Origin of the sequence: Pseudomonas sp. NPDC089743, assembly GCF_044748785.1 — a bacterium.
Lineage (GTDB): Bacteria > Pseudomonadota > Gammaproteobacteria > Pseudomonadales > Pseudomonadaceae > Aquipseudomonas > Aquipseudomonas putida_X.
Genome location: NZ_JBIVGS010000004.1, coordinates 125448 through 140066, shown reverse-complemented (window position 1 = coordinate 140066; position 14619 = coordinate 125448). Strand labels below are relative to the sequence as shown.

At 63.8% G+C, this 14619-nt stretch carries 9 protein-coding genes; 5 read left to right on the top strand and 4 right to left on the bottom strand.

The window, feature by feature from the left end; all coding sequences use genetic code 11:
* Nucleotides 1-31 precede the first annotated feature (31 nt).
* Complete coding sequence (gene pgm / locus ACIPZC_RS09820) at nucleotides 32-1669, top strand: phosphoglucomutase (alpha-D-glucose-1,6-bisphosphate-dependent) (protein WP_400626527.1); 1638 nt, start codon at nucleotides 32-34, stop codon at nucleotides 1667-1669.
* Between the two features lie 39 nt (nucleotides 1670-1708).
* Here the strand turns inward: pgm and ACIPZC_RS09815 are convergent, their stop codons facing one another.
* Complete coding sequence (locus ACIPZC_RS09815; protein WP_400626525.1) at nucleotides 1709-2407, bottom strand: pirin family protein; 699 nt, start codon at nucleotides 2405-2407, stop codon at nucleotides 1709-1711.
* Nucleotides 2408-2593: 186 nt separating this feature from the next.
* Here ACIPZC_RS09815 and ACIPZC_RS09810 point away from each other — a divergent pair, with 186 nt between their 5' ends.
* A complete protein-coding gene (locus ACIPZC_RS09810; RefSeq protein ID WP_400626523.1) occupies nucleotides 2594-5098 on the top strand; it encodes a UvrD-helicase domain-containing protein in 2505 nt (834 codons plus the stop codon).
* 7 nt (nucleotides 5099-5105) lie between these two features.
* On the opposite strand, the gene ACIPZC_RS09805 is transcribed toward ACIPZC_RS09810, so the two are convergent.
* Complete coding sequence (locus ACIPZC_RS09805; RefSeq protein WP_400626521.1) at nucleotides 5106-9983, bottom strand: NEL-type E3 ubiquitin ligase domain-containing protein; 4878 nt, start codon at nucleotides 9981-9983, stop codon at nucleotides 5106-5108.
* A gap of 184 nt (nucleotides 9984-10167) precedes the next feature.
* On the opposite strand from ACIPZC_RS09805, the gene ACIPZC_RS09800 reads away from it, so the two are divergent.
* The 3 genes from ACIPZC_RS09800 to ACIPZC_RS09790 all read left to right on the top strand — a co-directional run bounded on the left by ACIPZC_RS09800 (nucleotide 10168) and on the right by ACIPZC_RS09790 (nucleotide 13448).
* On the top strand, nucleotides 10168-11094 hold the full coding sequence (locus tag ACIPZC_RS09800) for an alpha/beta fold hydrolase (RefSeq protein WP_400626519.1): 927 nt from the start codon (nucleotides 10168-10170) through the stop codon (nucleotides 11092-11094).
* 65 nt (nucleotides 11095-11159) lie between these two features.
* Nucleotides 11160-11579, top strand: a complete 420-nt coding sequence (locus ACIPZC_RS09795) for a VOC family protein (RefSeq protein WP_349975684.1) — start codon at nucleotides 11160-11162, stop codon at nucleotides 11577-11579.
* Nucleotides 11580-11774: 195 nt separating this feature from the next.
* On the top strand, nucleotides 11775-13448 hold the full coding sequence (locus tag ACIPZC_RS09790) for an MFS transporter (RefSeq protein WP_400626517.1): 1674 nt from the start codon (nucleotides 11775-11777) through the stop codon (nucleotides 13446-13448).
* 64 nt (nucleotides 13449-13512) lie between these two features.
* On the opposite strand, the gene ACIPZC_RS09785 is transcribed toward ACIPZC_RS09790, so the two are convergent.
* Both ACIPZC_RS09785 and ACIPZC_RS09780 read right to left on the bottom strand, forming a co-directional pair.
* A complete protein-coding gene (locus tag ACIPZC_RS09785; protein WP_241803731.1) occupies nucleotides 13513-14082 on the bottom strand; it encodes a hypothetical protein in 570 nt (189 codons plus the stop codon).
* 76 nt (nucleotides 14083-14158) lie between these two features.
* Nucleotides 14159-14545, bottom strand: a complete 387-nt coding sequence (locus ACIPZC_RS09780) for a VOC family protein (protein WP_400626515.1) — start codon at nucleotides 14543-14545, stop codon at nucleotides 14159-14161.
* Between the last annotated feature and the right edge of the window lie 74 nt (nucleotides 14546-14619).

Below are 14619 nucleotides of genomic sequence, written 5' to 3'. Positions count from 1 at the left end.
CCCCAACATCCGTTGAACTCGAGGTTTCTGCATGACGCTCAGTCCTTTGGCAGGCAAGCCGGCTCCGGCCAGCGTGCTGGTCGATATCCCCCGCCTGCTCACCGCTTATTACACCGGCCGCCCCGACGCTGCCGTAGCGGCCCAGCGCGTGGCCTTCGGCACCTCGGGCCACCGGGGCAGCTCGTTCGACCTGAGCTTCAACGAAGACCACGTCCTGGCCATCACCCAGGCCATCTGCCTGTACCGCCAGGAAAAGGGCATCGACGGCCCATTGTTCATCGGTGCCGATACCCACGCGTTGTCCGCGCCGGCAGCCGCCAGTGCTCTGGAAGTGCTGGCCGCCAACGGCGTGCAGGTGATGCTGTCCAAGGACGATGAATACACCCCGACGCCAGCGGTGTCCCACGCCATCCTGTGTTACAACCGCGGCCGTGATGGCGGGCTGGCCGATGGTATCGTCATCACCCCCTCGCACAACCCCCCGCAAAGCGGCGGCTTCAAATACAACCCGCCCAACGGTGGCCCGGCTGACAGCGATGTGACCAAGTGGGTCGAGGCCAAGGCCAACGAATTGCTGGCCGCAGGCCTGGCCGGCGTCAAGCGCATGGACCATGGGCAGGCCCTTCAGGCCCCGACCACCCAGCGCCACGACTATGTCAGCCATTACGTGGCCGACCTGGCGAACGTCATCGACTTCGACGTCATCCGCAGCGCCAATCTGCGTCTGGGCGTTGACCCGCTGGGTGGGGCAGGGGTGCGCTACTGGTCGGCGATCGCCGAGCACTACAAACTCAACCTGGAAGTGGTCAATACCGAGGTGGATCCGACCTTCCGCTTCATGACCGTGGACTGGGACGGGCAGATCCGCATGGACCCTTCCTCGCCGCACGCCATGCAAGGGCTGATCGGCCTGCGCGAGCGCTTCGATGTGGCCTTCGCCTGCGACCCGGACCACGACCGCCATGGCATCGTCACCGCCGATGGCCTGTTGCAGCCGAACAACTACCTGGCCGTGGCCATCGACTACCTGTACCGCCACCGCCCGCAATGGCGCAGCGATGCAGCCGTGGGCAAGACGGTCGTGTCCAGCGGCCTGATCGACCGCGTTACCGCGCGCCTGGGCCGTGAGTTGTATGAAGTGCCGGTGGGCTTCAAGTACTTTGCCCAGGGGCTGTTCGACGGCTCGTTGGGCTTTGGTGGCGAAGAAAGCGCCGGCGCTTCCTTCCTGCGCATGGACGGCACGGTCTGGGCTACCGACAAGGATGGCTTGATTCCGGCGCTGTTGGCCGCCGAGATGACGGCACGTACCGGGCGTAACCCGAGCCAGGCCTATGCCGACCTTACCGCGGCGCTGGGCACCCCGTTCGCTACCCGCGTGGAAGCCAAGGCCGACGCTCGGCAGAAGGCGTTGCTGAGCAAGTTGGCGCCGGAGCAGGTCAAGTCGACCGAACTGGCCGGGGAACTCATCGAGCAGATCCTCAGCCACGCGCCAGGCAATGGCCAGGCCATCGGTGGCCTGAAGGTGATGACCGCCAACGGCTGGTTTGCCGCGCGGCCATCCGGCACCGAGGACATCTACAAGATCTACGCCGAGAGCTTCATCGATCAGGCGCACCTGCAACGCCTGGTGGCCGAGGCGCAGCAACTGGTTGATGCCGCGATCGCCTGATTGACCTGTGAAGCAGGGCCGCAGCGCGGCCCTGCTTGTTCAAGCCACATCGACCAGCACGATTTCACTGTCCTCGATGGCGGTCACTCGCAGCACTTCTTCCTGCTCGATCGCAACCCCATCGCGGCCCTTGGCCCGCAGCCCATTGACCTCGATCAGGCCCTTGGCCGGCACCAGATACCCTCTGCGCCCGGTGTCAAAGCGATACTCGGCCGTTTCGCCTGCCCGCAGGGTTGCCGCCACCAGGCGCGCATCGGTGCGGATTTGCAGGCTTTCTTCATCCCCCGCACGGCCGCTGGCCAAGGTCACGAAGCCTTCGGCGCGCTCGCCTTTGGGGAATGGCCGAGTGCCCCATGACGGCGCCTCGCCGACGCGTTCCGGCACGATCCAGATCTGGAAAATACGGGTATCGATGTCTTCCAGGTTGTACTCGCTGTGCACGATGCCTGTACCGGCGCTCATGACCTGGACATCGCCGGCTTCGGTGCGGCCTTTGTTGCCCAGGCTGTCCTGGTGAGTGATGGCGCCTTCACGCACATAGGTGATGATTTCCATGTCGCGGTGTGGGTGCGGTGGGAACCCGCTGCCGGCGGCGATCAGGTCATCGTTCCAGACTCGCAGGTTGCCCCAGTGCATGCGCGCCGGGTCGTGGTACTCGGCGAACGAGAAGTGGTGACGGGCATCGAGCCAGCCGTGGTTGGCATGGCCAAGGCCTTCGAAAGGTCGCAGTTGCAGCATGATCGTGCTCCTTGAATGGGTGGAATGGGGCCATGATGCTTGAAAGAAAGATCGAAAATAAGCGTAAATATCGGCTGATTATGATCGTTTAACTGGATAGATTAGGCCGATGTGATTTGTGCGGTTCATCGCCTAATCCACTGATCTGCAAGCATTCGCTGGCGATTTCTTGCCGATGCGGCGAACATGCACGGTGTTTCGATTTTCAACGGAGTGACCGTGGCCCACGAGCAACCCCAGGCCCCTGCCGACCTGACCCCGCCCGCACAATTGCCCTGGCTGCGCCGCCTGGCTGCACGGCTTTTGGGCCGTGGCCTGAGCCGCTTGCAGGCGCAACACCGTGACTCCTGGTTTCTGGGCCATGCCACCGGCCAGCGCAGCGGTCACGCTGATGGCGTACGCGAAGGTTTCGAGCGTGGGCGGGTGGAAGGTTATGAGGCGGGTCGCCAGGTGCTGGTGATTCGCGATTCGCGCCCTGATAGCGCCGCAGTACCTGGCCGGGATGACCTGTTGTTCGACGACTGGCGCCTGCCGCTGACCACCGAGCTGAAAAAGCGCTTCAAGGCCGATGTAGCCCAGCGGTTGCCCGCTCAGGCGCAGCCCAGTGCCGCCCAGTGGAAGCTGATCTTCAGCGACACGCCCTCCACCTGCGTGGTGGCTGGGGCAGGGGCCGGCAAGTCTACGTCGCTGGTGTTGCGCATCCTGCTGCTGCGCCATTACCTGGGCTACGAGCTGGACGCGATGACGGTCGTCACCTTCACCCGTGAGTCTCGCAAGGATTTCATCAAGCGCCTGGTGCAGGTGTTCTCGCTGTGGCAGCTGGACCTACCGCCGGCGCGTGCCCGCGAGCTGGTACGTACCTTCCACTCACGCATCCTGCCGCTGGTCCGCAGCCTGCCGGGCTTTGGCCTGGTGCGTGCATTCGAGACCCTGGGCAACGACATGCCAGCGGGGCGTGAGGCGGAGGCCGAGAGCAACCTGTTCGACCTGCGCCTGAACGACGCCCAGCGCCAGCAGCTCAATCTGTGCTATCGCGACCTGCTCACCGAAAGCCCGCGCTTTGCAGAAATCATCGCGACCCTGCGGCGTGAAGCCCTGCAGCTCAAACCGCTGGACCCGGACCACCCCGACGTGCAGAAACGCGTGCAGGTGACGCAGCTGGCTGCCCAGCGTGACGAAGAGCTGTGCGACGTGATCGAGGACCTGTGGTTCGCGGCGGGCGTGTGGCCGATCAAGGGTATCGAGCCGTGCCGTGAAACGGTCGACATCCGGGGCAGCCGTTTCCATGTGCATGGCCGCCTGGAAGGCCTGGATGCCTGGGTGGTGCTTGGGTTCGACCCGTCGGAAAGTGCACAGTACCAGCGCCCGGGTGCCAAGCTTGGTGTACGTGCCGAATGGGCGGTCAAGCGCACGTTGCTGCAGGCGTTCTGCGACCGGCCGCTGATCTGGCTGGACAACTATGCGATGGCCCGGCGCCTGGCCGCCTCGCTGGCAGGCGACGCGGTCGCGGGCCCCGGGTTCGAGTACAAGGTCAAGGGCGAGCTGGCCCCGGCGCCGTTGCTCGATGCCTTTGTCGGTGCTGCCAACTTCATCGAAAACCTCGGCCTTGAGGTCAGCACTGCGGTGGCGGCGATGCGTTTCCCCTCCGGCGACAGCGACGCATTGTTCTTCGAGGCGCTGGCACTGTACTGGAAGGCCCTCGAGTCGCACCTGCTCGACCAGTCGCCGCCGGTGATGAGCTACAACCGCATGTTCGCCCTGTTCGGTGAGAACAATCCGGAAAACCTGCACCTGTTGCCAGACCCGTTGCTCAGGCCCTTGGCGCATCTGATGATCGACGAGTTCCAGGACGTTTCGCCGCAGATCGTCAGCTGGCTGCGTGCCAGCCTGGCGGAGATCCGCCGCCGCGGACCGGCCATGCACACGGGGCGCAACGCCCAGTCTTCTTCTCTGCTATGCGTGGGTGACGATTGGCAGTCCATCTATGGCTGGCGTGGCAGTTCGCCAAAGTACTTCATGGAGTTCACCAAGGCGTTCCCGTCGCCGGCCAACACGCGGGTGATGCTGGTCGACAATTATCGCTCTCAGCAACTGGTCATCGAGGCTGCCGAGCATCTGGTCAAGGGCGCGCCATCGATCACCGGCAAGAAGGCCCGGGCCGCGGGCCCTGCCGCCGAGTTGCCGGTATCGCCGGTGAAGGTGTGCGAACGTGACGAAGCGGTGCTTGGCCAGACGCTGATCGAACATTACCAGCGTGGCGAATCGGTGATGATGCTGTACCGCAAGGGCGCCGACAAAGCCTTGATGAGCGAGCACCTGGCCGGCGTGCTGCAAGACGAAGCGGCATTGCCGCCCGAACAGCGTCGTCTTCGCCAGCTGACCTACCACAGCGCCAAGGGGCTGCAGGCCGATGCCGTGTTCATGCTCGGCGATTGCCAGTACCTGACCAGCTCGCCATACAAGAACCAGGTATATCGCCAGGCTGGCCTTGGCCGTGCCGGTGATGCCCAGCCGTTCGACACCGCGCAAAAGGAAGAGGTACAGCGCTTGGCCTATGTGGCGGTCACGCGCGCCGCCAAGCACTGCTATTGGCACGTCGAGGCGGCCAGCGGCGAAGCGGCCGCGGCGCCACGGGCTTCGAGCCAGGTGGATGGCCGGCAGGCGTTCTTCGAAGACCTGCGCGGCCAATGAGCACGGCTTAGCCGGCGAGGGTTTCGGCCTGCCGGGTGAGGCTGAGCAACAGGCCATGCTCGACCTTTTGCTGCTCCTCGTTCAAGGCGCGCATGGCTCGGTCGAATTGGCCCTCATTGATCGGCACACGCCGCAGCAGGCCGCTTTCATCCAGCGGGTTGTGCGGCAGCACAGGCACCAGGGCTTGCAGCACCGAGGCGTCCAGACGGGTGACTGGCTCATAGCTGTCGTCCAGGCAATGGAACAGGTAGTCGTGGCCCACCCTCCAGAAATCGGTGAGCAGGCTGAAGGCTTCGCCATTGTGACGCTTGAGGTAGTGCACCCAGCCTGCCTGCCCGACTATCCATACCAGGCGCCTGTCGGTTACGGCGTCCTGGGCAAGCACAGCGCTGTGCACCCTGTCGATGATGGTGCTGTTGATCCTGGCCGTGTCCCGGTAGAGCATGCCGCGGCTGGGTTCAGGGAAGCCCAGCCGCGTTGCAAGGGATTGGCGCAAAGCAAGGCGGACTTCGATATCGTCGACCAGCCCCCTTTCGAGGTCGACGTCAGGAAAGGCCGCCGGATCATCCAGTGAATCGTAGCGGGGCAGATCCGTATCGAACACACCATTTTGCAGCGCCTGCTTGCGTAATGTCCTTCTCAGGCTGATGCGGTCGGCCAGTTCATTGACCAGCTCCCGGCGGTAAAGCTTGCGGTAGAGCGCGAGCAAGGTCTTGGCCTGGTCACTGCTGTGGCCTGCGGCCTCGTGGGCCAGCACTTCGATCTCCAGTGCACTGAAGGCATCGGCACCGGCATCACCGCAGGTCGGCGGGTACGCACGGGCGACGTCGGCAAGGCGTTCGCGCAGCGCCGTGTCCCGGCCGGCTTTCTCCAGCAGGGCCCAGAGCCTGCTGCGTAGGTGATCTGGCTCGTGCCGCGCTTCGGCTGACTGTACCAGGCGTTCGAGAATCCCCAGCAGCTCACCGTTTTCGCCTTGGTCGAACAGATCGCTCCAAAGCTGGTCCTGATGTGTGGAGGCGGTACTGCGCCACAGGGATTGCCATTCAGGCATGTCGGGTGCGTGCTCGAAAACCCGGACGCCGCTGGCACGCAGTTGCGCACGGGTTTGCGCTTCAAGCCTGTTGTAATTGAGGTGCCAGCGCCGTTCGGGTAATTGCGCAGCGACATCCCGGGCGAATGGGGTGCGTAGAATGTCTGCGAGGTTGGGCAGGGTGCGAATGCGGTTCATGGACAGGTCCAGGTGACGCAGTTGGTACTGATGCTGGCTCATCAGCTGGGTCAACCCCTCGGGCCATTGCTGCAAGCCGCAATTGTTCAGGCTCAGGGTGCGCAGGCGGCCCATGTAGCTGACGTCGGGGGCGAGACCCAGGGTGTTGAAATCCAGCATCAGTTGCTGGGGATGAACCATGGCCTGGAAAGCCGAGGCCAGGGTTTGGTCGAGGGTAATGGCATTATTTCCAAGGTCCAGCACATCCAGGCGAAGGCCAGCCAGCAAGGCGATGCTGGCAGCGTCCAGTTGCAGACGGTTCCTGCGCAGGTTGAGCTCGCGCAGGCCGGGCATGGCGGCCAACGCCTCATGGGCCCGTGGCGAGAGGGCTGGCAAAGCATTGCCGGTGAGCTGGAGCGTTTCTAGGCCAGGGGCCGACTGCAGCGCCTGGAACAACCCCTCGGCGTCTATGTCCGGGTTGCCGCTCACCTCCAGTGCGCGCAGGCCAGGGAAGCATGACAGGAAGCCGCCTTCCAGGCGCTCGAGCTCCAGCCCATCCAGCACCAGGGTGCGGACATGGGGCAGTCGTGCCACCAGTGCTGGCAGGGTGCGCAACCGCATGCGGTCCAGCCTCAAGGTGTCCCGGCTGGCGCCACCTTCGCGGCTCCAGGCGGCGAGCAGCTTCTCGGCGAAGTGGGAACGGTCGAAGCGATCGTCCAGGCCAGACGCGTCATCGACCCATCTGCTCAGGTCCTGGCGCAAGGTCCGTTGCTCGGCTTCCAGCCGGCTGATCTGTGTACCCAGGTTGCCCGCCTCTGCGAGTTCGGACTGCAGCGCCCTGAGCGCTCTTTGGTCGAGTTCAGTAAAGAGCGCGGTCAGACGTTGCACCGCGCGCCCGGCGCCGCGGCCACTGAGCGGGTAGCCAATACGGCCGGCGGCAAGGCGCAAAGGTGAACGATAGCCAGGCTTGATTGGCTGCTGGCCAATCAGCGCAGCGCAGTGTTCGCGGTTGGCGAGGGCCAGTTCAAGCAGTTGCGCGGCGCTTGCCTGCGGATGCTGGCTACGCAGGCCTTCGATCAACCGCTGGCTATCGCTGTTGGCCAGGTGCGGGCGGTACAGACCGATGATGGCGCGGTCCAGCCGGGTGCGGGCTTGCAACTGCCGCGCTTCTTCGGCTAAGCGTAACGGCACACGTCCGGTTGCCAGGCGTGCACGTTCGGTATGGCTGGCCGCCTGGACGATCTCTTCCAGGGCACTGGCTGGCACACCGGGGAATTGCCTGCGCAATGGTTGTGCCGCTTCACTGGCTGGCTGGGCATGGTAGTTCAGCATACTGTGGTAAATCGCCTCGCGCTGGCTTTGCAGCTGTTCGCCCAGTCTGGCGTTCAGGGCCGAGCCCCACTGCTGCAAGGGCAGGTCGCCGAGCATGGCACGCACGTGTCGCTCGTCCAGCTGTGCGACGACGGCGTGGCCCAATTGACCATTCTCCAGGTCCGTGCGGGTCAAGCTGATTTCCACCTGGCCAGGGGTGTCGGGCGCGCCATAGCGCAGCGCATCGCCCCAAGGTTCGGGGCCGGTGAATACCTTCAGCACGTGATCTTGCGGCCAACCTGGCAAGCGCAGCAGTTCCGGCAGTGCGAAGTTCTTGTGGGCAGCCATTGAAAGGCCGTTGCGCACACGGTGGATCAGGCTCTGCACCTCGTTGTCCAGGCGTAGGCGCAGCAGCATGTCTTCCAGCAAGGCCGGGGGGCGCAGCCCTTTGGCATGCATGCGGCGCAGCACACTGGCGTCTGCACCGGTACTGCGCATCGCCGTGATCAGCTCGCCGCTGTCGAGCCCCCGGCTGGTGAGGCCAAGGCGCTGCAGCACCTGCGTATCGTCCCATTGCACAGGCTGCTCGTGGGCCAGTAGCCAGCGCCCGTCACCCTGGTGGTGTAGCAGTGGCGCGTAGGCGGCTGGGGCGCTGGGGTGGCGGATGCGCCATTGCTGGTCGGGGCCCTGGAACGTCTCGTAGGCCGTGCCTTCCAGCACGACGTAGCGTTTGCCCTCGAGCTCGTAATGCCCGATCGCATCGGGCTGGCCTTCTGTTGGCAGCGTGACCGGGCTGGCATAGGGGCCCATGTCCGGGTGCCACAGTTGCAGACGGTCTTCATGCCATACCGCTTGCATGGCATCGACGAAACCTGACGCTTTGATGGCCTTGGCGGCGCCGGCAAAACCTGCGATCGCGGCAGCATTGATGGCCAACGATTCAACCTGGGCCAGTGCTTGCGCGGTATCACCTTCTTCCCAGGCCTCGAAACCGGTGAATACCGAATCCATCAGTTGATAAGCGAACACGCCGGTCATTACCGCGTTCAGGCCGGGCACGAAGAACGCGGCGATGTTCAGCACGTTCATGCCTATCTCCAGCCAGTACCGCAGGTGTCTCTGATGGACCTCGGCGTCGACATCGGCTGTGGGGACCGCCAGGACCCTGGCGTCGGCCTTGAGGCGGTCGAGGTGGGCACGGTAAAGGGTGGGCCACAACTCGGCTCGTGTTTGCGCTGGCACGACGTGGAGGTTGGGCGAGGTGCGTGGCCGTTGCCTGCCTTGCTCATCGGTCTCGAACAGTGCGTCTCGCAGCCTGCCCGCCAGCCTGGGCTGATCGCGCCTATAGGCGAGCCCGATCACGGTTTGGCGGAAGGTGCTGTGCACCAGGCGCTGTCGGAAATACTTGGCAGCAGCCTGACGGGAGGGGTATTCGCGCACTGGGTGCTCGCTGTCGCCTGGGAGGTAGACGATGCAGGGGGTGATTGCACCTGGCGTATCGGCGCCGATGAACAGCAGCTCGTGCAACGGAACGTCGAGCAGGCTCAAACGCCAACTGTGCAGGGGATGGCCGTCGTAAACGGGGTGAGGTACGCCATTGCACAGCTCGCTGATCGCGGCAAGGCCTTCTGCGCTCAGCAGGCCTTTGAGCCAGGCGATGTAGGCCTGCACGCGCAGTTCTTCCTGGCTGGCCCGCATCGACAGCTGACTGATCTGCCCCTTGAGCGGGCCCTCATAGATAGCCTGCAGGTGGTCCTGGTATTGCTGGCCAAGGTTAAGATCCCGGCAGTGCCCCGCGAATTGCACCGCGGACAAACCGGCCAGCGGCGTGTCGTCATCGGGCGCGCGGGTCAGATCGCTGTAAGGCCCGACTTGTTGGGCGCTTTCGAAGTTGTGCAGGGCGGCTTCGAGCAAGCTGCGGGGTTGGCGAGGGCCTACGGGGCGGGTGACGAAGGCCTCTACCTGCAGTTGCCCATCCCAGGGTACGTCCAGGCTGCCGGGGCCCGGCCCGTAATTGATGACCGTCTCGAAGGGCTGAAAGTTGTACTGGGCCTTGTCCACGGCCACGTTGAGCCCCAGCCGGCGGCTCAGCAGCGGGCTGCAGAACGCAGTGATGTCATTGAAACCGACAAGTGCGTTGCTCAGTTGGGTAATGCAGGTGTCACGGTGCCTGATGAGCGTGCGCAACTGCTCACGATGCGCTGGCAACGCGGTCGCATACCAGCTGTAAGGCGCGCCATTCTCGTCCATGTAGGGCGCGCGTGCGCGTTGCACGATGCCTCTGGCGTGCGTGGGATGCAGGGTGCGGGCCCATGGGGGCAGGGCCTCGGTGATCAGGTCGTGGTGCAGGGCAATCGCGTTGTGCATGGCATGAGCCTCGTATCTGTGGAGGCGGTAGTCGACACCGCTGGCGAAACGGCCGTGCGGTAGATAGTTGCCCGCAAGGGTCGGTCTCGTGCATGCATGGGTCGGTAAGAGGCCAGCAAGGCAGGCCACGCTGCGAGATGGTGGGGTGAAGGCATGGCGCCAGTGTTCAGCGAAGGAGAGTGCAATGCGTTCGCTATGCAGTCCCAAGGATCACCTGCTTGACCTCGACGGTATCGAAATAGCGGTACGCACGTGGGGCGCCGAAGACGGGATACCGGTGCTGGCGTTGCACGGCTGGTTGGACAATGCCGCCTCGTTCGAGCGGCTGGGCCCGTTGCTCGAGGGTTGCTTCGTGGTCGCCCCTGACCTGGTCGGTCACGGCCGCTCCGATCACCGGCGCCATGACAGCGGTTACTACGTGTGGGAGCATGCCGAGGATATGCTGGCGGTGGCCGACAGCCTGGGGCTGGCGCGGTTTCATGTGCTTGCCCACGGGATGGGTACCGGCATCGCCTCGCTGCTGGCCGCCATGACCAGTGGCATCGCCAGCATGACCTTCCTCGACGGCATGGGGGCGCCGTTCACGGTTGCCGAGAATGATCGCGTGCAGCACCTGGCCCGTGCCTATCGGCTCAAGCGCATGGTGCAACGCAGCCGGTTGCACGGCTTTGCCGACAGCGCCGGGAACCGTTTCGACGATCTGGAAACCGCCCTGCAGCAGCGGCGCAAGCGCATCGATGCCGAACTGGCCGAGGACGCCGCACGGTTGCTGGCCATGCGTGACCTGCTGCAGTTGGCCGATGGCTACTGCTGGCGTCATGACCCCCGGCTGGTGCTGCCCGAACCGATGCCACTGACCGAGCGCGAGGCGTGCGACCTGCTCAGGGAAATCCGCTGCCCGCTGTACCTGATGCTGGGCAGGCAGGGGGCATTTGCGGGCGGTGCTTTCGCGCAGCGCCAGGCAGCATTGCCCAGCCAAGCCAGGGTGTCATGGCACCCCGGTGGGCATCACTTCCACTTGGACGCGCCGGACCGAACGGTGGTCGAGCAGCTGCTACGGACCTTGGCCCGGCATGATGCCGGCCTGCTTCAGCGCCTGGTGAACGAGTAGCGGGGCGGGCCTTGCTGGGCTATGGTGGCCGGGACCTCTGTGCAATCGCCTCAAGGAGCGCCGGCATGAGACCCTTCGCCATCCAGCACATCGACCACCTGGTGCTGCGCGTCAGCGACCTGCAGCGTAGCGTGGCCTTCTACCGTGACCTGTTGGGCTGCACGGTCAGCCGGGAGCGCGAAGACCTGGGGATGGTCCATTTGGCAACCGGTACGGCCATGATCGATCTGGTCACCCTCGATGGCCCGCTTGGCCGCCCTGGTGGCGCTGCACCGGGAGCAGAAGGGCGTAACCTGCACCATTTCTGCTTGCGTATAGCGCCATTCGATGAACAAGCGTTGACCGCTTACCTGCAAGCGGCAGGCGTTGCAGTCGAGCCTGCCCAGGTGCGCTATGGCGCCGAAGGCGAAGGGTTATCGCTGTATTGCTACGATCCCGATGGCAACCAGGTCGAGCTCAAAGGCCCGGTGCCGGGTCGGGTTTGAAGTAAACGGAATTCGCCAATACTGGCAAAGTGGATATCCCGGCAAAGCCGATTATGCTTGAAATACCTTGCTGCGATCCGAGGCGGTCAGCCTCGTCGTGCTTCGCAACCAAAGCAAGCCCCTGAGGCCTGGGTGCGACGGTGAAATGGGTGTGAGGTACTCCGGCCTGCGACAACCACAATCCGGAGGCAACACATGGCGGTTCTCGACAGCGCATCCACGGGCAGTAGCGCGCCCCAACGCGGCATCACCAAGGAAGAGCGCAAGGTCATCTTCGCGTCCTCCTTGGGTACCGTGTTCGAATGGTACGACTTCTACCTCTATGGCTCACTGGCGGCGATCATCGCCAAGCACTTCTTTGCCGGGGTCAATGAAACCACCTCCTTCATTTTCGCCTTGCTTGCCTTTGCCGCCGGCTTTGCGGTGCGACCGTTCGGTGCCATTGTGTTCGGCCGCCTGGGCGACATGATCGGGCGCAAGCACACGTTCCTGATCACCATCGTCATCATGGGCCTGTCCACTGCGATCGTCGGGCTGTTGCCCAGCTACGCCACGATCGGAGTGGCAGCGCCGATCATTCTGATCGCCCTGCGCTTGTTGCAGGGCCTGGCGTTGGGTGGCGAGTACGGTGGGGCGGCCACGTATGTGGCCGAGCACGCGCCCAAAGGCCGGCGTGGCTTCTTCACCTCGTGGATCCAGACCACTGCAACGCTGGGCCTGTTCCTGTCGTTGCTGGTGATTCTCGCCTGCCGCACGGCCTTGGGCACTGAGGCCTTCGAAGCCTGGGGCTGGCGCATCCCGTTTTTGCTGTCGATCCTGCTGCTGGCGATTTCGGTCTATATCCGCATGCAGCTCAATGAGTCGCCGGTGTTCATGAAGATGAAGGCCGAAGGCAAAGCTTCGAAAGCGCCGCTGACCGAATCCTTCGCCCGCTGGGACAACCTCAAGGTGGTGCTCATGTCACTGCTCGGCGGCACTGCCGGCCAGGCCGTGGTGTGGTACACGGGGCAGTTCTATGCGCTGTTCTTCCTCCTGCAGACGCTGAAGATCGACCCGCAGACCGCCAACCTGCTGATCGCTGGCTCGTTGCTGATCGGCACGCCGTTCTTCATTTTCTTCGGCAGCCTGTCCGACCGCATCGGGCGCAAGAAGATCATCATGGCAGGCTGCATCATTGCCGCCTTGACCTACTTCCCGATCTTCAAAGCGTTGACCGAATACGGCAACCCTGACGTGTTCGTCGCCCAGGAGCAGAACCCCGTGGTCGTCATGGCCGACCCGAATCAATGCGCGTTCCAGTTCGACCCGGTGGGCAAGGCCAAATTCACCAGCTCCTGCGACATTGCCAAGAGCCTGCTGGCCAAGCGAGCGATCCCGTACACCAACGAAGCGGCCGAGCCGGGCAGCGTGGCGCAGATCCGTATCGGTGAGCGGGTGATCCCGAGCTTCGATGGCAGCAGCCTGGCGGCGGCTGACCTGAAGGCACAAAGCGACGCGTTTACCGCAAACCTGACGGGCGCCTTGAAGCAGGCGGGTTACCCCGAGAAGGCCGACCCTGCGAAGATCCACTACCCGATGGTGCTGTTGCTACTGACCATTCTGGTGATTTACGTGACCATGGTCTATGGGCCGATCGCGGCATGGCTGGTGGAGCTGTTCCCGGCGCGTATCCGCTACACCTCGATGTCGCTGCCGTACCACATCGGCAACGGCTGGTTCGGTGGTTTCCTTCCTACCGTGGCATTCGCCATGGTGGCAGCCACCGGTGATATCTACTACGGGCTGTGGTACCCGATCGTGATCGCGGTGATGACAGCGGTGCTGGGGATTTTCTTCCTGCCAGAGACCAAGGACCGGGATATCACGTGACCTGCTGCAGCGCTTTCAAGCCCCATCGCCGGCTGGCCGGTGATGGGGCGGTCACTGAACACAATCAGTCGAAATACCCACGCAGGCTGAAGGCATAGCCCAGATCCACGTTCTGGGCCTGGCCACGGCTCAAGCGTTTGCTCAGCACGAACTCGAATGCCGGTTCGTACAGCCCGTCGCGCACCACGGCGCCGCCCAGCACCTCGACGTCGTACCAGCCATTGTCCAGCTCGATGATCGGCCGCCCCGGCACTTGGTAGCGGGCCAGCAGGTCGCCGAGCGTCTTGTTGGTGAAGTGCTGGAGGATGCGCCAGGTGTAGACCATCACCGCACGGTTTTCGACCTGCAGCACATAACCGCCACGCCGATGTTTCAGTCGGCTGCCGGGCTCGAGCAAGGCGGGGGTATCACCCTCCAGGGTGAAGATGATGTGGTAGGGCAGGTTGTCGATCCCGGCCATGGGTATGACGATGCCTTCGCTCACCGCCCTGTCGCCGCTGTCGGTGTGGGTGAATTCGCTGGCCAGGTCATCAGGCAGGTCGTTGTCATGCTTGAAGCGGTCAAGCAACTGAATGTCCCCGACCAGGAAATAATCGACCAGGTCGTTGAGTACTTCGCTGAATTCGTGGCGCATGGGTTTTCCTTGTTCTGGCGCACCGGGAATAGCGGCAACTGTAGCCAATGGCAGCTTGGCCTGCCATTGCCCACGGTCAATGCTTTTGAGCGATCTGGATCAGGTTGCCGCAGGTATCGTCGAACACCGCGATGGTGACCGGGCCCAGGTCGGTGGGTTGTTTGGTGAACCTCACCCCGGCCTTGCACAGGCGCGTGTACTCGGCCTGAATGTTGCGCACGCCGAACGAGGCTGCCGGAATACCGTCCTGGCGCAGTGCGGCCTTGTAGGACTTGGCCGCAGGGTGGGCATCGGGTTCCAGGAGCAGCTGAACACCGTTGGGCTCGTTGGGTGAAGTGAGGGTGAGCCAGCGGTGCTGGCCCATGGGGATGTCGTCCTTGGGCTCGAACCCCAGTACGTAATGGTAGAACGCCAATGCCTTGGCCTGGTCGTCGACGAGGATGCTGGTGACAACGATTTTCATAGGCTCACACCGTTCCTGTGGCTGTTCACCCTTCAGTAAAGACGTTTTGCAGCCGGGCGTGGCAGAGCGAGAAT